This is a genomic window from Streptomyces sp. M41, from assembly GCF_043673425.1.
In the GTDB taxonomy this organism is placed as follows: Bacteria; Actinomycetota; Actinomycetes; order Streptomycetales; family Streptomycetaceae; genus Streptomyces.
Map to the genome: position 1 here is coordinate 119,982 of NZ_JBIMKE010000010.1, position 17,010 is coordinate 136,991.

Sequence of the window (17,010 nt, forward strand, 5' to 3'; positions counted from 1 at the left end):
AGGCTCGTATCGAGGACATGCTGCCGCTGTCCCCCCTTCAGCAGGGCATGCTGTTCCATTCCGTCTACGACGCCGACCGGGGATCCGCCGACGTCTACACCGTGCAGGTGACGGTGACGCTGGCGGGCCGCGTCGACGCGGCCCGGCTGGAGCGGGCGGCCACGGCGCTGCTGCGCCGGCACCCGAACCTGCGGGCGGGCTTCTGGCACGAAGGGGTGCCGCAGCCGGTGCAGTTCGTGCCGGCCGAGGTGACGGTCGCGGTGGAGCGGACCGAGCTGCCGGCGTTCGTGGACACCGGCAAGGCGCTCGCGGAGCTGGAACGGGCCGAGCTGGCCCGGCGGTTCGAGCTGCACCGGCCGCCGCTGCTGCGGCTCGTGCTGGCGCGAGTCGCCGACGACGACCACCGGCTGCTGGTCACCGTGCACCACATCCTGGTCGACGGCTGGTCGATGCCGCTGCTGGTGGGCGACCTGCTGGGGCTGTACGCCGCCGACGGTGACGCCTCGGCGCTGCCGGCGGTGCGTCCGTACCGGGACTACCTGAAGTGGCTCAAGCGGCAGGACGTACCGGCCGCCGAGGCGGCCTGGCGGGGCGCGCTCGCGTCGTTGGAGGAGCCGTGCCTGGTGGCACCGGCCGACCCGGCCCGTGCGGTGGTGCGCCCGGGCGTGCACGAGCTGGAACTCCCGGCGGAGGCGACGGCCCGGCTCACCGCGGCGGCCCGGCGCCTGGGCACCACGCCGAGCACGCTGATCCAGGCCGCCTGGGGTCTGGTCGTGCGGCAGCTGACGGGCCGTTCGGACGTGGTGTTCGGGCTGACCGTGTCGGGCCGCCCGGACGAGATACCGGGGGTCGAGTCCATGCTCGGCCTATTCATCACCACGGTGCCGGTGCGGATGACGATCCGGCCGCAGGAGAGTGTGGAGGGGCTGCTGAGGCGGTTCCGCGACGAGCAGAACGCGCTGCTGGCCCACCACCACCTGGGGCTCGGAGCGATCCAGAAGCAGGCGGGCGGGCGGGAGCTGTTCGACACGCTGGTGGTGATCGAGAACTACCCGGTGGACCCGGACGCGGCACGACAGGCCGGTGAGGGGCTGCGGGTGACCGGCGTCGAGGCCCGGGACGCCACGCACTACCCCCTCACCCTGGCCGTGGCGCTGGAGGAGCGGACGCTGCTGCGTGTGGAGTACCGGCCCGACGTGTTCGACACGCGTCACGCGGAGCTGATCGCCGGGCGGCTGGCCCTCGCGCTGGAGCGGCTGGCCGGCGCTCCCGGCACCGCCGTCGGCGCACTGGAGCTGCTGCCCGGGCCGGAGTCGGAGCGGATCCGGGCGAGTTGGCGGGGGCCGGTGCGAAGGGTGCCGGGCGGCACGGTCGCGGACCGGTTCGCCGAGCAGGCGGCGCGGACGCCGGAGGCGGTGGCCGTGGTCTCCGGCGAGGTGTCCCTGACCTTCGCTCAGGTGCGGGACCGGGCCGCGCGGCTGGCCGGGCTGCTCGCCGCGCGCGGGGTCGGTCCGGAGTCGGTGGTGGCGCTTGCGGTGCCCCGGTCGGCCGACTCGGTGGTGGCGATCCTCGCCGTGCTGGGCGCGGGCGGCGCGTATCTGCCGCTGGATCTGGACTATCCGGCGGACCGGCTCGGCTACATGCTTCAGGACGCCTCTCCGGTGTGCGTGCTCACCACGTCGCAGGCGGCGGGTCTGCTCCCGGAGTCGGGCGGGCCGCGGCGGCTGGTCCTCGACGCGCCGGAGACGGTCGCCGCGCTGGCTGAGGCGGAGCCGTTGCGGCAGGCGCCGGCGGTGGTGGCCGGGCACCCGGCGTACGTCATCTACACGTCGGGCTCCACCGGGCGGCCGAAGGGCGTGGTGCTCACCCATGGCGGTCTGTCGAACCTGTACGCCAACCACCTCGCCGAGATCTTCGACCCGGTGGTCGCCGCCGGCGGCGGCCGTGCGCTGCGCGCGCTGCACACCGCCTCGTTCAGCTTCGACACCTCCTGGGAGCAGCTGTTCTGGCTGATCGCCGGGCATGAGCTGCATGTCCTGGACGAAGTGGGCCGCCGCGACGCGGAGTTCGTCGTCGGGTATGTGCGCCGGCGGCGGGTGGACGCGATGGACGTGACGCCCACCTACGCCCAGCAGCTGCTGGACTGGGGTCTGTTGGACCCGGCGCACCACCGGCCCGCGCTGCTGCTGCTCGGCGGCGAGGCGGTGCCGCAGGCGCTGTGGTCCGAGGTGCGGGCGGGCAGCGGGGTGATGTCGGTGAACCTGTACGGGCCGACGGAGTACACCGTGGACGCGCTCGCCGCCGACCTGTCCGCGAGCCCTTCGCCGGTGGTCGGCCGGCCGATCGGGAACACCGCCGCCTATGTGCTGGACGCGGCGCTGCGGCCGGTGCCCGCCGGGACGACGGGCGAGCTGTATCTGGCGGGCCACGGCACGGCGCGCGGTTATCTGGGCCGGTACGGGCTGACCGCCGAGCGGTTCGTCGCCGATCCGTACGGCACTCCCGGCGGCCGTATGTACCGCACCGGCGACCTGGTGCGGCTGCGCGCGGACGGGGAGCTGGAGTACTTGGGCCGGGCGGACGACCAGGTGAAGATCCGCGGTTTCCGGATCGAGCTGGGCGAGGTGGAGTCGGCGCTCGCGGCGGTGCAGGGGATCGCGGCCGCGGCGGTCGTGGTGCGGGAGGACACGCCGGGTGTGAAGCGCCTGGTGGGGTATGTGACGGGCACGGCCGACCCGCTGGCCGTGCGGGAGCATCTCGCGGCCGTGCTGCCCGACTACATGGTGCCCGCCGCCGTGGCCGTCCTGGACGAGCTGCCGACGACGGTCAACGGCAAGCTGGACCGGGCCGCGCTGCCCGCCCCCGACCTGTCGGGTCCGGTGTCGTCCCGGGCGCCGCGCGACGCCCGGGAGGAGGCCGTCTGCCGGGTCTTCGCCGAGGTTTTGGGCCTGGGTTCGGCGGGGGTGGACGACGACTTCTTCGCGCTGGGCGGGGACAGCATCGTCTCCATCCGGCTGGTGACCCGCGCCCGCGAGGAGGGGCTGGTCCTCACGCCGCGCGACGTGTTCGAGAAGCGCACTCCGGCTGGTCTGGCCGCGGTCGCCCGTGTGCTCGGTGACGCCGGGACGCCGGCGGGTGCTGCGACGGACGAGCCGTTGGTGGCGCTGGACGAGGCCGGGCGCGCGAGGGTCGAGGGCGCGTTCCGGGGCGCCGCCGAGGTGCTGCCGCTGGCACCGTTGCAGGAGGGCCTGTACTTCCACGCGGTGTACGACGACCGGGCGCTGGACGTCTACCTGATGCAGAATTTCGTCGAACTGCGGCGCGCCGTCGACACACAGGCGCTGCGGTCGGCGTTCGAGGCGATGCTGCGCCGCCACCCGAACCTGCGCTCCGGGTTCTGGCACGAGGGTCTGCCGCAGCCGGTGCAGGTCGTGCCGCGGGAGTGGGAGCTGCCGTTCACCGTGCGGGACCTCACGCGGCTGAGCGAGGCGGAACAGCGGGACGCGCAGCGCGAGTTCTCGCTCGCGGACGCGGCGACCCGGTTCGATCTGGCGGCGCCGCCCCTGATGCGGGTGACCCTGCTCAAGTTCGCCGAGGACCGCTGGATGCTGTGTGTGACGCAGCATCACATCCTCACCGACGGCTGGTCGGAGTCGCTGTTCTTCGAGGAGCTGTTCGCGCTGTACGGGCGCGGCGGCGATCTGGACTCGATGCCTCCGGTGACCCCGTACCGCGACTATCTGCGCCGGCTGGCGGGCACGGACTCCCGGGCCGCGCTCGACGCCTGGCGGACGCATCTGTCCGGACTGGACCAGGCGACGCTGGTGGCCCCGGCCGATCCAGCGCGGCAGCCGGTCACCGCCGAGGTGGTGGACCTGCCGCTGGGTGAGGAACTCAGCGACGCGCTGCGGCAGTTCGCGCGTGGCTGCGGGGTGACGCTGAACACGGTGCTGTCGGCGGCGTGGGCCCTGTCGCTGTCCGCGCTGACCGGCCGGGACGACGTGGTGTTCGGCGCGACCGTCTCCGGCCGTCCGGCGGACGTGCCCGGCGTGGACCATATGATCGGCATGTTCATGAACACGCTGCCGTTCCGGGTGGCTCTGCGCGCGGACGAGTCGCTGCGGGACCTGCTGGTGCGGATGCAGAGCGAGCACGCCGACCTGCTCCCCCACCACTACCTGGGCCTGGGCCGCATCCAGCAGGCGACCGGCCTCGGCACGCTCTTCGACACGCTGTACGTGTTCCGCAACACGCCGCTGGACGACGCGGCCCGGGAGGAGGCCGTCGCCCGGTACGGCATCGGCTGGACGCACAGCGTGGACGGCACCCACTATCCACTGACGCTGGCGGTGACGCCCGGGGCGTCGCTGGAGCTGAGCCTGGCCTACCGGCCGGACCTGTACACGGCGGACACCGCCGGGGCGCTGGCCGAGCGGCTGCGCAGGCTGGTCGAGCAGTTCGCGGACGGCGGTGCCACCCCGGTGGGCCGGCTGCACCCGCTGGCCGCCCGTGAGCGGGCCGAGCTGCTGGAGCTCGGCGACGACATGGGCCACGCGGTGCCCGGCACGGCGCTGATCGACCTGTTCGCCGGACAGGCGGCGGCCACCCCGGATGCGACGGCGTTGGTCTTCGAGGACGAGCGGCTGAGCTACCAGGAGTTGGACGAGCGGGCCTCGCGCCTCGCGCGGACGCTGATCGCCCGGGGCGCCGGCCCGGAGCGTGTGGTCGCCCTCGGGCTGCCGCGCTCGGCGGACTTCGTGGTCGCGCTGTTCGCCGTGCTGAAGACGGGCGCGGCGTATCTGCCGCTGGACCTGGAGAACCCGGTGGACCGGCTGGCGATGATGGTCGAGGACGCCGCGCCGCTGTGCCTGGTGACCTCGACGGCGGTCGCCGGGCGGGTGCCGGCCGTCGCGGGCGTGCCGCCGCTGGTCCTGGACGACCCGGCCACCGTGGCGGAGCTGGCGGGCCGTGCGGGCGCGCCGGTCGCGGAGGAGGAGCTGACTGAGCCGCGCGACGGCCGCCATCCCGCCTATCTCATCTACACCTCCGGCTCGACGGGCCGCCCCAAGGGCGTGGTGGTGCCCTACGCGGGTCTGGTGAACATGCTGTTCAACCACCGCGAGCGGATCTTCGAACCGGCGGTGAAGTTGGCCGGCGGGCGCCGCATGCGGGTGGCGCACACGGTGTCGTTCGCCTTCGACATGTCGTGGGAGGAGTTCTTCTGGCTGGTGGACGGGCACGAGGTGCACGTCATCGGCGAGGAGCTGCGGCTGGACCCGGCGGCGCTGACCGCGCACTACGACCGGGTCGGCATCGACGTCGTCAACGTCACCCCGTCGTACGGCCAGCAGCTCGTCGACGCGGGCCTGCTGGACGCGGACCGGCACCGTCCGGCCCTGGTGCTGCTCGGCGGCGAGGCCGTGCCCGACTCGCTGTGGACGCTGCTGAGGAACACCGACGGCACGATGGGCTACAACCTGTACGGGCCGACCGAGTACACGATCAACGCCCTCGGCGCGGACGCCGAGGACAGTGCCACCTCCTGCGTCGGCCGCCCGATCTTCAACACCCGCGCCTACGTGCTGGACAGCGCGCTGCGCCCGGTGCCGCGCGGAGTGCCGGGCGAGCTGTATCTCGCCGGGGCGGGGCTGGCGCGCGGCTACTTCGGGCGCGCGGCGCTGACGGCCGAGCGGTTCGTGGCCGATCCGTTCGACGCGTCCGGCACGCGGATGTACCGCACCGGCGACCTGGTGCGCCTGCGGGCGGACGGCCAGATCGACTACCTGGGCCGGACCGACCATCAGGTGAAGATCCGCGGGTTCAGGATCGAGCTCGGCGAGATCGAGTCGGCGCTGACCGACGACCCGGGCGTGGCGGCCGCGGCGGTCGCCGTGCACACGGGTACGCACGGCGTGAAGCGGCTGGTGGCGTACGTCGTCGCGGCCGGATCTGAGCGGGCCGGGCCCGGCGCCGGGGAGAGGCTGCGGGAGCGGCTGTCGGCCGTGCTGCCGGAGTTCATGGTGCCGTCCGTGTTCGTCGCGCTGGACGCGCTGCCACTGACGGTGAACGGCAAGGTGGACCGGGCCGCGCTGCCTGCGCCCGCGTTCGACGGGGCGTCCTCGGGCCGCCCGCCGAAGGACGCCCGCGAGGAGCTGCTGTGCGGGCTGTTCGCGGAGGTCCTCGGCCTGGACCGGGTCGGCGTGGAGGACAACTTCTTCGACCTGGGCGGCCATTCGCTGCTCGCGATGCGGCTGGTCGGCCGGATCCGGGCGGAGCTGGGCGTGCCGGTGCAGGTCGGCACGGTGATGACCGCGCCGACGCCGGCCGGTGTGGCCGCCCGGATCGGCACCGACGCCCGCCGTGACGCGCTGCGGGTGCTGCTGTCGCTGCGGGAGAAGGGCAGCCGGGCGCCGCTGTTCTGCTTCCACCCGGCCTCGGGGTTCAGCTGGCAGTACACCGGTCTGCTGCGGCACCTCGACCCGGACCGGCCGGTGTACGGCGTGCAGTCGCCGGGGCTGTCCGGGGCGCTGCCCGAGGTGGCGGACGTGGCCGAGCTGTGCGAGCTGTACCTGGCCGAGATCCGCGCCGTCCAGCCCGGTGGGCCATACCACTTCGCCGGTTACTCGTTCGGTGGCACGGTGGCGCAGACGCTGGCCGCGCTGCTCCAGGAGCGGGGCGAGGAGGTGGCGTTCCTGGCGCTGCTGGACGCCTATCCACCGGAGCGCGACGACTGGTCGTACATCGGGTCCCCCGACTGGCGGGAGCGGCTGGAGCGCGAGGAGACCGGCTTCCTGCTGTCGGTGGCGGGACTGGGCGGCGCCACCGGCCGGACCGTGGGCAGGGCGGAGGCGGTGGCCGCGATCCGTGACAGCCAGGGGCTGCTCGCCGGGTTCGACGAGTCGCTGCTGCACGCCATCGTCGACACCAACGTGCACTGTGTCCGTCTGCTCTCGCGCAGCCGCACCCGGCGCCACCGGGGCGACGTGCTGTTCTTCACGGCCGCGCGCACCACCGGGGCCGAGGACAGACCGGGCGAGGTGTGGCCGCAGTACGTCGACGGCGACCTCACCGAGCACGTACTGGACTGCTCCCACGACGAGTTGATGTCACCACGCGCCCTGGACGAGATCGGCCCCCTGCTGGACGCGGCGCTACGGGCCGTCCCGGACAGCGGCTGACCGCGGCGGCGCGATCCCGGGATCACGCACCCCGCGGCCCCGTCCCGGGATCACGTGCCCGGCGCCCCGTCCCGGGATCACGTACCCCGCGGCCCCTCCCGGCTCACCCTCACCGACCCACCCTCACCCCAAGCCCTCACCCAAGGAGTCACCCGTGCCGACGGCCCGTCAGGCAGACGCCCCCACGACCACGCCCGAAGCATCCCCCGACCCGCGCGTCCGGGCGCCGTTCCCGGTCGGCGCCGCGACGGTCCTCCTGGACGCCTTCCGTCCGGGTGACCGTTTCCTCGCCACGCCCACCCGTACGCTGCTCGCCCACGGTGTCCTGGCGGATGTGCCGCACGGCCCCGAGCCGGTCGCCGAGCGTGTCATGACCACCCTGCGCCGGGCCCGCTCGGAGAACCGCGCCGCGCCGCTGGTGGTCGGGGCGATCCCGTTCGACCAGTCCGCGCCGGCCGCGCTGGTGGTCCCCGAGACCACCCGCGGCGGCCCCGCGCTCGCCGCGGACCCGCTGGTCGCCCTGCCGGTCGAACGGCCGGCCGCGCCGAGCGCCTGGACCGTCCGGCCCGAGCCCGAGCCGGAGGTGTACGGCAAGAGCGTCGCCTCGGCGGTGGACCGGATGTGGAAGGGCGAGTTCAGCAAGGTCGTGCTGGCCCGCACCCTGGAGGTGACCGGCACCGGGGAGCTGGACATAGCCGGCATGCTCCAGCGCCTGGCGCGCACCGACCCGACGGGCTACACCTTCGCGCTTCCCACCGCGCCCGGCAGGACCCTGCTCGGCGCCAGTCCCGAGCTGCTGGTCTCGCGGCACGGCGACCGGCTGGTGTCCAACCCGCTGGCCGGTTCCATCCCGCGCAGCGACGACCTCGCCGAGGACGTGCGGCGCGCCGCGGCTCTGCTGGAGTCGGCGAAGGACCTGCACGAGCACGCGGTCGTCGTCGACGCCGTGCACCAGGCGCTGGCGCCCTACTGCACGTCGATCGACGTACCGGCACGGCCGTCGCTGATCCGCACGGCGGCCATGTGGCATCTGTCCACGACCATCACGGGAACGCTCGCCTCCCCGAACGTCTCCGCCCTCGAGGTGGCCTGCGCCCTGCATCCCACCCCCGCCGTGTGCGGCACCCCGACCGACGCGGCCCGCCGGGTGATCCGCGAGTCGGAGCCCTTCGACCGGGGTTTCTACACCGGCATGGTCGGCTGGGGCGACACGGAGGGCAACGGCGAGTGGGTCGTGACGCTGCGCTGCGCCGAGGCGGAGCGCCGGGCCCTGCGGCTGTACGCGGGCGCGGGGGTGGTCGCCGCGTCCGAGCCCGAGGCCGAGACGGCGGAGACGGCGGCCAAGTTCCGTACGTTCCTGAACGCCGTGGGGGCCGGCGAGTGAACCGGACCCGCCTTGCGGCTTTGCGCCGCAGCCTGAGCTGCCCCGGCTGGCCGGTTTCCGCCTGGGCTGGTGTGGACGGGACTCCCCGCGTGACCGAGTTCGGGGCCCCGCAACAACGCGACTGCGCCCAGCGGGCCCGTCCCCCCGTCGGCGGGCGGCGGCCCGAGCCACTGGTGCCGGTGATTCCAGCCACGGTAAGCTCTGCCGGCCCGAGCGCCACGCACGCCCTGCCATGCCGTGAGCTCATGCCGTGGAGGATCGGACACCTCAGCCGTTCCGGCCGGTGCCGGGATCCGTTCATGGCTGAGATTGAACGGTGACGGACCCGCGCACGTAGTGGGGGGCGCAAGAGGTGTGAACCCGTCCGACGAGCGCGAGGAGAACCGATGGCCGACCGCGGCCTGCTCCGCGCTGCGCGGGTGGCGGTGTTCAGCCTGGTGTGCGTCGTACTGGCGGCCATCGGGCACGCCATGGCCGGCGGGCATCGGCCGCCCCTTGCCCTGCTCGCCCTGGGCGGCACGGCCGTCGCCGTCACGGCAGGGCGCCTCGCCGGCCGCGAGCGCACCCTCGGACAGATCGCGGGCGCGGTCACGCTCGCCCAAGGCGCGCTGCACCTGCTGTTCGCGTTCGCCGGCCCTTCTCACGTTCGCGTCTCACCCTCCGCGCATCATGTCCGCCACACCGAACCGCCGTCACATATAGGGCATATACCGCAGGCGGGGCATGCGGGATCCGAGAGCATGACGGGGGCCGCGCAGGCAGGGGCCGAACCGGTCGGCATGGCCATGTCCGCCGCCCATCTCAGCCCGCTGATGCTGCTCGCGCACCTGGTCGCCGGGCTCGGTGCCGCTTGGTGGCTGCGCCAGGGAGAGGCGCTGGTGTGGCGGCTGTGCCGACTGCTGGGCGCACCCGTGTCAGCGGTTGTGCACGCACTGGTTCTGCTGTGGCGGTGGTCGCGGCACCGGACGGCTCTCTCGCTCCGTCGTTTCCGGCTGAGCTTCCGGGCGGAGCGCGAGGTGTCCTGCCTCACGCGCCTGCTGAGGCACGCGCTCGCCCGGCGGGGGCCGCCCGCTCTGTTCGCCCGCTGATCCGGCCGTGACGGGAGTGCGCAACAAGCACTCGTCCGGCCGGTGTCACCACCGCCCGTGCCCCGGGACCACCCGGCCCCACGCGGCGGCTGTCACGCGTACGCCGGACTCCGCGCCGCTCCCCTCGACGCGGCGCCTACTCCGCCGCTGCGCGTGCCCTTCGGCAGTGAACAGCACCCGGCCCCGCCCTGTACGCGGGCCGGCAGGACATCAGGAGCTGAGCTCGCTCATGAGCACCACATCCGACGCCTCCCCCGACGGAAACCCACCCGTCGACTCCCCGGACGAGACGCCGACCTCCGCCGCCTCCGACAAGAGCGCGGCCACCGGCAAGACCGCGGCCACCGCACCGGACGCCGACGCCGGCGACACCGGCGACACCGCCACGAAGAACGGCGGCGCCGCAAACCGTCGTTCCCGTTCCGGCTGGTGGCTGCTGCTGACCCGGCTGCACTTCTACGCCGGCATCCTGGTCGCCCCGTTTCTGCTGGTCGCGGCGCTGACCGGGCTGGCGTACACCGCCGTGCCTCAGCTGGACCAGTTCGTCTACGGCGAGCAGTTGCGGGTGGAGAAGGTGGGTGACACGGCGAAGCCGCTCACGGAACAGATAGCGGCCGCACGTGCGGCCCACCCCGAGGGCAGCATCATGTCGGTCGTGCCGCCCGAGGCCGCGGACCACACCACCAAGGTCGTGCTCTCCGTCCCCGAACTGGCCGAGCAGGACAAACAGCGCACCGTCTACGTCGACCCCTACACCGGTGAGGTGCGCGGCGCCCTGACCACCTGGTTCGGCTCGACACCGTTGGCGACCTGGCTGGACGACCTGCACCGCAACCTGCACCTCGGCGAGACGGGCCGCCTGTACTCCGAACTCGCCGCGAGCTGGCTGTGGGTGCTGGTGCTGGGCGGTCTCCTGCTGTGGTTCGGACGCCGTCGAACGTATGCGGGCGCATCGAAGCGCAACACCGTGCTGCCCGAACGCGGGGCGCGGGGTGTGCGCCGCAGCCGAAGCCTCCACGCGATCACCGGCGTGTGGATCTCGGTCGGCCTGCTCGTCCTCAGCGCCACCGGCCTGACCTGGTCGGCGCACGCGGGTGCACGCTTCACCGAACTGCGCACCTCCCTGAGCGCGTACGCTCCCGAGCTGGACACCTCTGTCTCCGCCTCCGGTGCCGAAGGCTCCTCCGGGCACGACCACTCCGCAGGGGACGCCGCACCGGCCGCAGGTGGTCTGCCGGAGGGCATCAGCGTGGACCGGGTCCTGGAGCAGGCCCGTGCCGCGGGACTCGACGGCCCGGTGGAGATCAACACGCCTGCCGACGACAAGAGCACCTGGTCGGTCGCCCAGACCGACGGACTGTGGCCCGTCCACCTGGACCAGGCGGCCGTCGACCCGCACAGCGGCGAGATCACCTCCCGTGTCGACTGGGCGGACCACCCGATACTCGCCAAGCTCAGCACCCTCGGGGTGCGCGCCCACATGGGCACCCTGTTCGGCCTGGCCAACCAGATCGTCCTCGCGGTCATCGCGCTCGGACTGTCCGTGGGCATCGTGTTCGGCTACCGCATGTGGTGGCAGCGCAGGCCGACCCGTGGGGACCGTCGCGCCCTGGTGGGCCGCGCGCCCGCCCGTGGCACGTGGCGGCATCTGCCCTGGCCCGCCCTTGCCGTGGCCGTGCCGCTGACCATCGCCGTCGGCTGGGCGTTCCCGTTGCTGGGCTGGTCCCTGCTGGCCTTCCTGGTCCTCGACGGTCTGCTCGCACTGCGCCACCGGTGGCGCACCGGCGATCCGGCCGCGCGGGCCTGACCTCGCACCAGACCCTCGGTCGTCCGGTTCGATGCGGCCCGCGTCTGCGCGCAGACGCGGGCCGCACGGCCGGGGCGCCGCTGTGGCGCCGTTGGTCAGCGGTGGCGGAAGGCGGGTGACCGCTTCTCGGTGAAGGCGGCCATGCCCTCCTTCTGGTCGGCAGTGGCGAACACCGCGTGGAACAGGCGGCGTTCGAAGCGGACGCCTTCGGCGAGCGTCGTCTCGAAGGCCCGGCCGACGGCCTCCTTGGCCATCATCGCCACCGGCAGCGACATGCCCGCGACGGTCTCGGCGACGGCGAGCGCCTCACCGAGGAGCTCGTCCGCGGGCACGATGCGGGAGACGAGGCCGGCCCGCTCCGCCTCCACGGCGTCCATGGTGCGCCCGGTCAGGCAGAGTTCCATGGCCTTGGCCTTGCCGACGGCCCGGGTCAGGCGCTGGGAGCCGCCGATCCCCGGGATCTCCCCGAGCTTGATCTCGGGCTGCCCGAAGACGGCGGTGTCGGCGGCGAGCAGGATGTCGCAGAGCATGGCGAGCTCGCAGCCGCCGCCGAGGGCGTATCCGGCGACGGCGGCGACGGTCGGGGTGCGCAGCTGCCCCAGCCGGTCCCAGGCTCCGAACCAGTCGGCGAGATACATGTCCATGTACGCGTGGGGGCGCATCTCCTTGATGTCGGCGCCGGCCGCGAAGGCCCGCTCCGAACCGGTGATCACGATGCAGCCGCACTCCGGGTCCCGGTCGAGGGCCTCGGTCGCCGCCACGACCTCCTCCATGACCTTCAGGTTGAGCGCGTTGAGGGCCTTGGGCCGGTTGAGGGTGAGCAGGGCGGTGCGGCCCTTGCGTTCGACCAGGATGGTTTCGTAGTCGGTGGTCACGTGGCTTCTCCGCTCCGGTCCCTGATGGTTCGTACGATGCCGGAGAAGTCCTCCGAGTCACCGACGCGCTCGGCATAGGCGGTGTACAACTCGGCCGCGCGCAGGCCGAGTTCCGCGTCCACGCCGCCCGCGCGCACCGCGTTGGCGGCGAGGCCCAGGTCCTTCGCCATCAGGGATGCGGCGAACCCGGGCCGGTAGTCGCGGTTGGCGGGGCTCGCCGGAACGGGGCCGGGGACCGGGCAGTTGACGCTCAGGGCCCAGCACTGCCCGGAGGCCGTCGCTGCCACGTCGTACAGGGCCTGGTGGGACAGTCCCAGGCTCTCGGCGAGGACGAACGCCTCGCTGACGGCGATCATGGAGACGCCGAGGATCATGTTGTTGCAGATCTTGGCGGCCTGTCCGGCACCCGGTCCGCCGCAGTGCACGGCCTTCTTGCCCATGACTTCCAGCAGCGGGCGTACCTCGGCGAACTCCGCCTCTCCCCCGCCAGCCATGAAGGTCAGGGTGGCGGCCTCGGCGCCGACCACTCCGCCGGAGACGGGTGCGTCCAGGGCGCGCATCCCGGCGGCGACCGCGCGTTCGTGGGCGGTGCGGGCGTCGGCGACGTCGATCGTGGAGCAGTCGACGAGGAGAGCGCCGGGGCGGGCTGCGGTCAGGATGTCGTCGTACAGACCCAGGACGTGGCGGCCGGCGGGCAGCATGCTGATGACCACGTCGGCGCCGGCGACGGCCTCGGTCGCGGAGGGGACGGGTTCCACTCCGGCCCCGGCGGCGTTCTCCATGGCCTCGGGGACGAGGTCGTGGCCGAGCACACGGTGGCCGGCCTTGGCCAGGTTGGCGGCCATCGGGCCGCCCATGTGTCCGAGTCCGATGAACGCGATGCTCCGGCTCACCAGGCCACCTCCTGAGTGGTGTCGGATCCGGCGGCGAGGCCGAGCTCGCGCTCGCCGAGGGGGGTGAAGAAGCGCTCGACGTCCACGTCGGTGACTTCGACGAGCGTCGCCGGCGACCAGTGCGGGTCTCGGTCCTTGTCGATGACCTGGGCGCGGATGCCCTCCACCAGGTCCGGGGCGGTCAGGGCTGCGCAGGAGACGCGGTACTCCTGGTCGAGCACCCGCTCCAGGGGGCCCAGCCGGCGGGCGCGGCGCAGGGCGGAAAGGGTGACCTTGAGGGCGGTCGGGGACTTGGCGAGCAAAGTTTCGGCTGTCTCCTTGGCGGCCGGGTCACCGTGGGCGAGGAGCCGCTGGACGATCTCCTCGACGGTGTCGGCCGAGAAGCAGGCGTCGATCCACTCCCGCCGACCGGCCAGATCTCCCGCGGGCGCCTGCCGTACATGGCGGACGAGAGCCTCGCGTACGGGATGCTCGGCGAGGTCGTCAACGAAGCCCTGGAGCGCGGCTGAGGGCACGAAGTGGTCGGCGAGTCCGCACAACAGGGCGTCCGCGGCGCCGATCTGGGCGCCTGTCAACGCGAGATGAGTCCCCAGTTCACCGGGCGCCAGGGCGAGCAGATAGGTACCGCCTACGTCCGGGACGAAGCCGATGCCGGTCTCCGGCATGGCGATCCGGGACCGTTCGGTGACGACCCGGAAGGTGCCGTGCGCGGAGACTCCGACGCCGCCGCCCATCACGATGCCGTCCATGACGGCGACGTACGACTTGGGGTAGCGGGCGATCCGGGCGTTGAGGTGGTACTCGTCCCGCCAGAAGGCCGCTGTGGCCGAGCCGTCTGCGTCGCGGGCGTCGTCGTGAATGGCACGGATGTCGCCGCCCGCGCACAGGCCGCGCTCCCCCGCGCCGGTGATGACGACGGTCTCCACCGCCGGGTCGTGCTCCCACTCGGTCAGTGTTCCGGCGATGCGCAGGACCATGTCGTGGGTGAGGGAGTTCAGGGCCTCGGGGCGGTTGAGGGTGATGTGGCCGGCCCGGCCTTCCGTACGGAACAGGACGTCGGTCATCGATACGCCTCCGTCAGGCCGCGGGCCACGATGACACGCATGATCTCGTTGGTTCCTTCCAGGATCTGGTGGACCCGCAGGTCGCGGACGATCTTCTCGATGCCGTACTCGCTCAGGTAGCCGTAGCCGCCGTGCAGTTGGAGCGCCCGGTCGGCGACGGAGTACCCGGTGTCGGTGGCGAAGCGCTTCGCCATGGCGCACAGATACGGCGCCTGCGGGTCCCCGCGGTCCAGGGCCTGGGCGGCCTGCTGGACGAGGGCCCGGGCGGCGGCGAGTTCGGTCGCCATGTCGGCAAGGCGGAAGCGCAGGGCTTGGGCGTCGAGGAGCCGCGCGCCGAACGCCTCCCGGTCGGCGAGGTGGGCCAGGCTGCGGTCGAGGGCGCTGCGGGCGCCGCCCAGGGAGCAGGCGGCGATGCCGAGCCGGCCGCCGTTGAGGCCGCTCATGGCAATGCGGAAGCCGTCGCCCGCACGGCCGAGCAGCCGGTCGGCCGGCAGGCGTACCTCGTCGAGGATCACTTGTCGGGTGGGCTGTGCGTTCCAGCCCATCTTGCGTTCGTCGGGGCCGAAGGAGAGACCCCGGTCGTCCTTGTCGACGACGAACGCGGAGACACCTTGCGGGCCTTCGCCTCCCGTGCGGGCCATCACGATGTAGAGCTGGGAGGCGCCGGCGCCGGAGATGAACTGCTTCACCCCCGTGAGCACCCAGTGGTCGCCGTCGCGGACCGCACGCGTGGTGAGGGCGGCGGCGTCCGACCCGGCACCGGGCTCGGTCAGGCAGTAGCTGCCCAGGTCCTCCATCGCGCACAGGCGGGGCAGCCACCGCTCGCGCTGGACGGTGTCGCCGTAGCGTTCGATCATCCAGGCGACCATGTTGTGGATGGACAGATACCCGGCGATGGACGGGCAGCCGGAGGCGAGCGTCTCGAAGACGAGGACGCCGTCGGCGCGGGTCAGGCCGGAGCCGCCGGACTCCTCTCGCACGTAGACGCCGCCGAGTCCGAGGCCGGCCGCCTTGCGCAGTACGTCGACCGGGAAGTGCTTGTCCCGGTCCCAGTCCAGGGCGTGCGGGGCGAGGTGGTCCTGGGCGAAGTCGAGAGTGGTCTCGACGAGGGCCTGCTGGTCCTCGGTGAGCAGGGTGCTGGTCATGGTCGCTCAGCCCATCGTGGGGATGGTGAAGCTCGCGCCCTCGCGCAGACCGGCGGGCCAGCGGGAAGTCACGGTCTTCGTACGGGTGTAGAAGCGGATGGCGTCCGGTCCGTGCTGGTTCAGGTCGCCGAACCCGGAGCGCTTCCAGCCGCCGAAGGTGTGGTAGGCGACCGGAACCGGGATGGGCACGTTGACGCCGACCATGCCGGTGTTCACCCGCCGGGTGAAGTCACGGGCGGTGTCGCCGTCCCGGGTGAAGATCGCGACGCCATTGCCGTAGAGATGCTCGCTGGGCAGGCGCAGCGCCTCCTCGTAGTCGGCGGCGCGGACGACGGACAGCACCGGGCCGAAGATCTCCTCCTGGTAGATGCGCATGGCAGGAGTCACCCGGTCGAAGAGGGAGGCGCCCGCGAAGAACCCGTTCTCGTGGCCGGCGAGGGTGAAGTCCCGTCCGTCCACGACGAGTTCGGCGCCCTCCTCGACGCCGAGGTCGACGTACGAGCGGACGCGGTCCACCGCGTCACGGCCGACCAGTGGCCCGAAGTCCGCCTCGAGGTCGTCGCTGCGGCCGATCCGCAGCGTGGCGATGCGCTCCTTGAGCCGGGCCACGAGCGCGTCGGCGGTGTCCTCTCCGACCGGGACGGCGACGGAGATCGCCATGCAGCGCTCGCCGGCCGAGCCGTACCCGGCGCCGATCAGCGCGTCCACGGCCAGGTCGAGGTCGGCGTCCGGCATCACGATCATGTGGTTCTTGGCGCCGCCGAAGCACTGGGCGCGCTTGCCGTGGACGGCGGCGGTGGCGTAGACGTGCGCGGCGATCGGCGTGGAGCCGACGAAGCCGAGGGCCGCCACGCGGGGGTCTTCGAGCAGGGTGTCGACGGCGTCCCGGGCACCGTTGACGACGTTCAGGACGCCGGGCGGCAGACCGGCCTCCAGGAAGAGTTCGGCGAGGCGCAGCGGAACGGACGGGTCCCGCTCCGACGGCTTGAGGACGAAGGCGTTGCCGCAGGCCAGTGCCGGGGCGGCCTTCCACAGGGGGATCATCGCGGGGAAGTTGAACGGGGTGATCCCGGCGACGACTCCGAGCGGCGCGCGCAGCGAGTGCACGTCGATGCCGGTGCCCGCGTTGTCGGTGAACTCGCCCTTGAGCAGATGCGGGATGCCCGCGGCGAACTCGACGACCTCCAGGCCCCGCTGGATGTCGCCGTGCGCGTCGGCGATCGTCTTGCCGTGCTCGGCGGAGAGCAGGCGTGCCAGCGCGTCCTTCTCCTGCTCCACCAGGTGCAGGAACCTCAGCAGCACGCGGGCGCGGCGCTGCGGGTTCCACTCCCCCCACGCACGCTGTGCCTGGGCGGCGTCGGCGACCGTCGCCTCGGTCTCGGCGCGGCTCGCGAGGGGTACCAGGGCCTGGACCTCGCCGGTGTTGGGGTCGTACACCTCGCCGAAGGCCCCCGATGTTCCCGGGGTGGGCTTGCCGCCGACGAAGTGCGTCAACTCGCGCACGGAGGCGCGTTCGTGCTCGCGGACCATGACTGCCTGCTCTCGTCAGGAGGGATCCGGGGATGGCGCGCCGGTC

Annotated in this window: 9 protein-coding genes; 4 read left to right on the forward strand and 5 right to left on the reverse strand. The window is 73.0% G+C overall.

The features are described 5' to 3' along the window. Positions 1-17 precede the first annotated feature (17 nt). The 4 genes from ACHBTE_RS15840 to ACHBTE_RS15855 all read left to right on the forward strand — a co-directional run bounded on the left by ACHBTE_RS15840 (position 18) and on the right by ACHBTE_RS15855 (position 11,457). The gene (locus ACHBTE_RS15840) at positions 18-7,178 is read left to right on the forward strand and encodes an amino acid adenylation domain-containing protein (RefSeq protein ID WP_394724558.1); all 7,161 of its coding nucleotides are present in this window, start codon (positions 18-20) and stop codon (positions 7,176-7,178) included. Positions 7,179-7,332: 154 nt separating this feature from the next. Beyond that, positions 7,333-8,562, forward strand: coding sequence for an isochorismate synthase DhbC (dhbC, locus tag ACHBTE_RS15845; RefSeq protein ID WP_394724465.1), 1,230 nt, complete (start codon positions 7,333-7,335; stop codon positions 8,560-8,562). A 386-nt stretch (positions 8,563-8,948) separates the two neighbouring features. Continuing rightward, the gene (locus ACHBTE_RS15850; protein ID WP_394724467.1) at positions 8,949-9,650 is read left to right on the forward strand and encodes a hypothetical protein; all 702 of its coding nucleotides are present in this window, start codon (positions 8,949-8,951) and stop codon (positions 9,648-9,650) included. A 229-nt stretch (positions 9,651-9,879) separates the two neighbouring features. After that, complete coding sequence (locus ACHBTE_RS15855; RefSeq protein ID WP_394724468.1) at positions 9,880-11,457, forward strand: PepSY-associated TM helix domain-containing protein; 1,578 nt, start codon at positions 9,880-9,882, stop codon at positions 11,455-11,457. A 95-nt stretch (positions 11,458-11,552) separates the two neighbouring features. Here the strand turns inward: ACHBTE_RS15855 and ACHBTE_RS15860 are convergent, their stop codons facing one another. The 5 genes from ACHBTE_RS15860 to ACHBTE_RS15880 are packed head-to-tail and all read right to left on the reverse strand — an operon-like array spanning position 11,553 to position 16,964. Beyond that, positions 11,553-12,332, reverse strand: a complete 780-nt coding sequence (locus ACHBTE_RS15860; protein ID WP_394724470.1) for an enoyl-CoA hydratase — start codon at positions 12,330-12,332, stop codon at positions 11,553-11,555. Beyond that, positions 12,329-13,225 (reverse strand): 3-hydroxyisobutyrate dehydrogenase, encoded by an 897-nt coding sequence (mmsB, locus tag ACHBTE_RS15865; protein ID WP_394724471.1) that lies wholly within the window; start codon positions 13,223-13,225, stop codon positions 12,329-12,331. The genes ACHBTE_RS15860 and mmsB overlap by 4 nt, the downstream gene beginning before the upstream one ends. Then, the gene (locus tag ACHBTE_RS15870; protein WP_394724473.1) at positions 13,222-14,289 is read right to left on the reverse strand and encodes an enoyl-CoA hydratase/isomerase family protein; all 1,068 of its coding nucleotides are present in this window, start codon (positions 14,287-14,289) and stop codon (positions 13,222-13,224) included. The genes mmsB and ACHBTE_RS15870 overlap by 4 nt, the downstream gene beginning before the upstream one ends. Next, the gene (locus ACHBTE_RS15875) at positions 14,286-15,434 is read right to left on the reverse strand and encodes an acyl-CoA dehydrogenase family protein (protein WP_394724475.1); all 1,149 of its coding nucleotides are present in this window, start codon (positions 15,432-15,434) and stop codon (positions 14,286-14,288) included. The genes ACHBTE_RS15870 and ACHBTE_RS15875 overlap by 4 nt, the downstream gene beginning before the upstream one ends. A 6-nt stretch (positions 15,435-15,440) precedes the next feature. After that, positions 15,441-16,964 carry a CoA-acylating methylmalonate-semialdehyde dehydrogenase gene (locus ACHBTE_RS15880; RefSeq protein ID WP_394724477.1) on the reverse strand — a complete coding sequence of 508 codons (1,524 nt, stop codon included), beginning with the start codon at positions 16,962-16,964 and terminating at the stop codon, positions 15,441-15,443. Positions 16,965-17,010 lie beyond the last annotated feature (46 nt).

What these genes read in the sequence shown, in the direction of transcription:
- ACHBTE_RS15840 (WP_394724558.1), top strand. Translation starts at nt 18, where the DNA reads ATGCTGCCGCTGTCCCCCCTTCAGCAGGGCATGCTGTTCCATTCCGTC.
- ACHBTE_RS15850 (WP_394724467.1), top strand. Translation starts at nt 8,949, where the DNA reads ATGGCCGACCGCGGCCTGCTCCGCGCTGCGCGGGTGGCGGTGTTCAGC.
- ACHBTE_RS15855 (WP_394724468.1), top strand. Translation starts at nt 9,880, where the DNA reads ATGAGCACCACATCCGACGCCTCCCCCGACGGAAACCCACCCGTCGAC.
- ACHBTE_RS15870 (WP_394724473.1), bottom strand. Translation starts at nt 14,289, where the DNA reads ATGACCGACGTCCTGTTCCGTACGGAAGGCCGGGCCGGCCACATCACC.
- ACHBTE_RS15875 (WP_394724475.1), bottom strand. Translation starts at nt 15,434, where the DNA reads ATGACCAGCACCCTGCTCACCGAGGACCAGCAGGCCCTCGTCGAGACC.
- ACHBTE_RS15880 (WP_394724477.1), bottom strand. Translation starts at nt 16,964, where the DNA reads ATGGTCCGCGAGCACGAACGCGCCTCCGTGCGCGAGTTGACGCACTTC.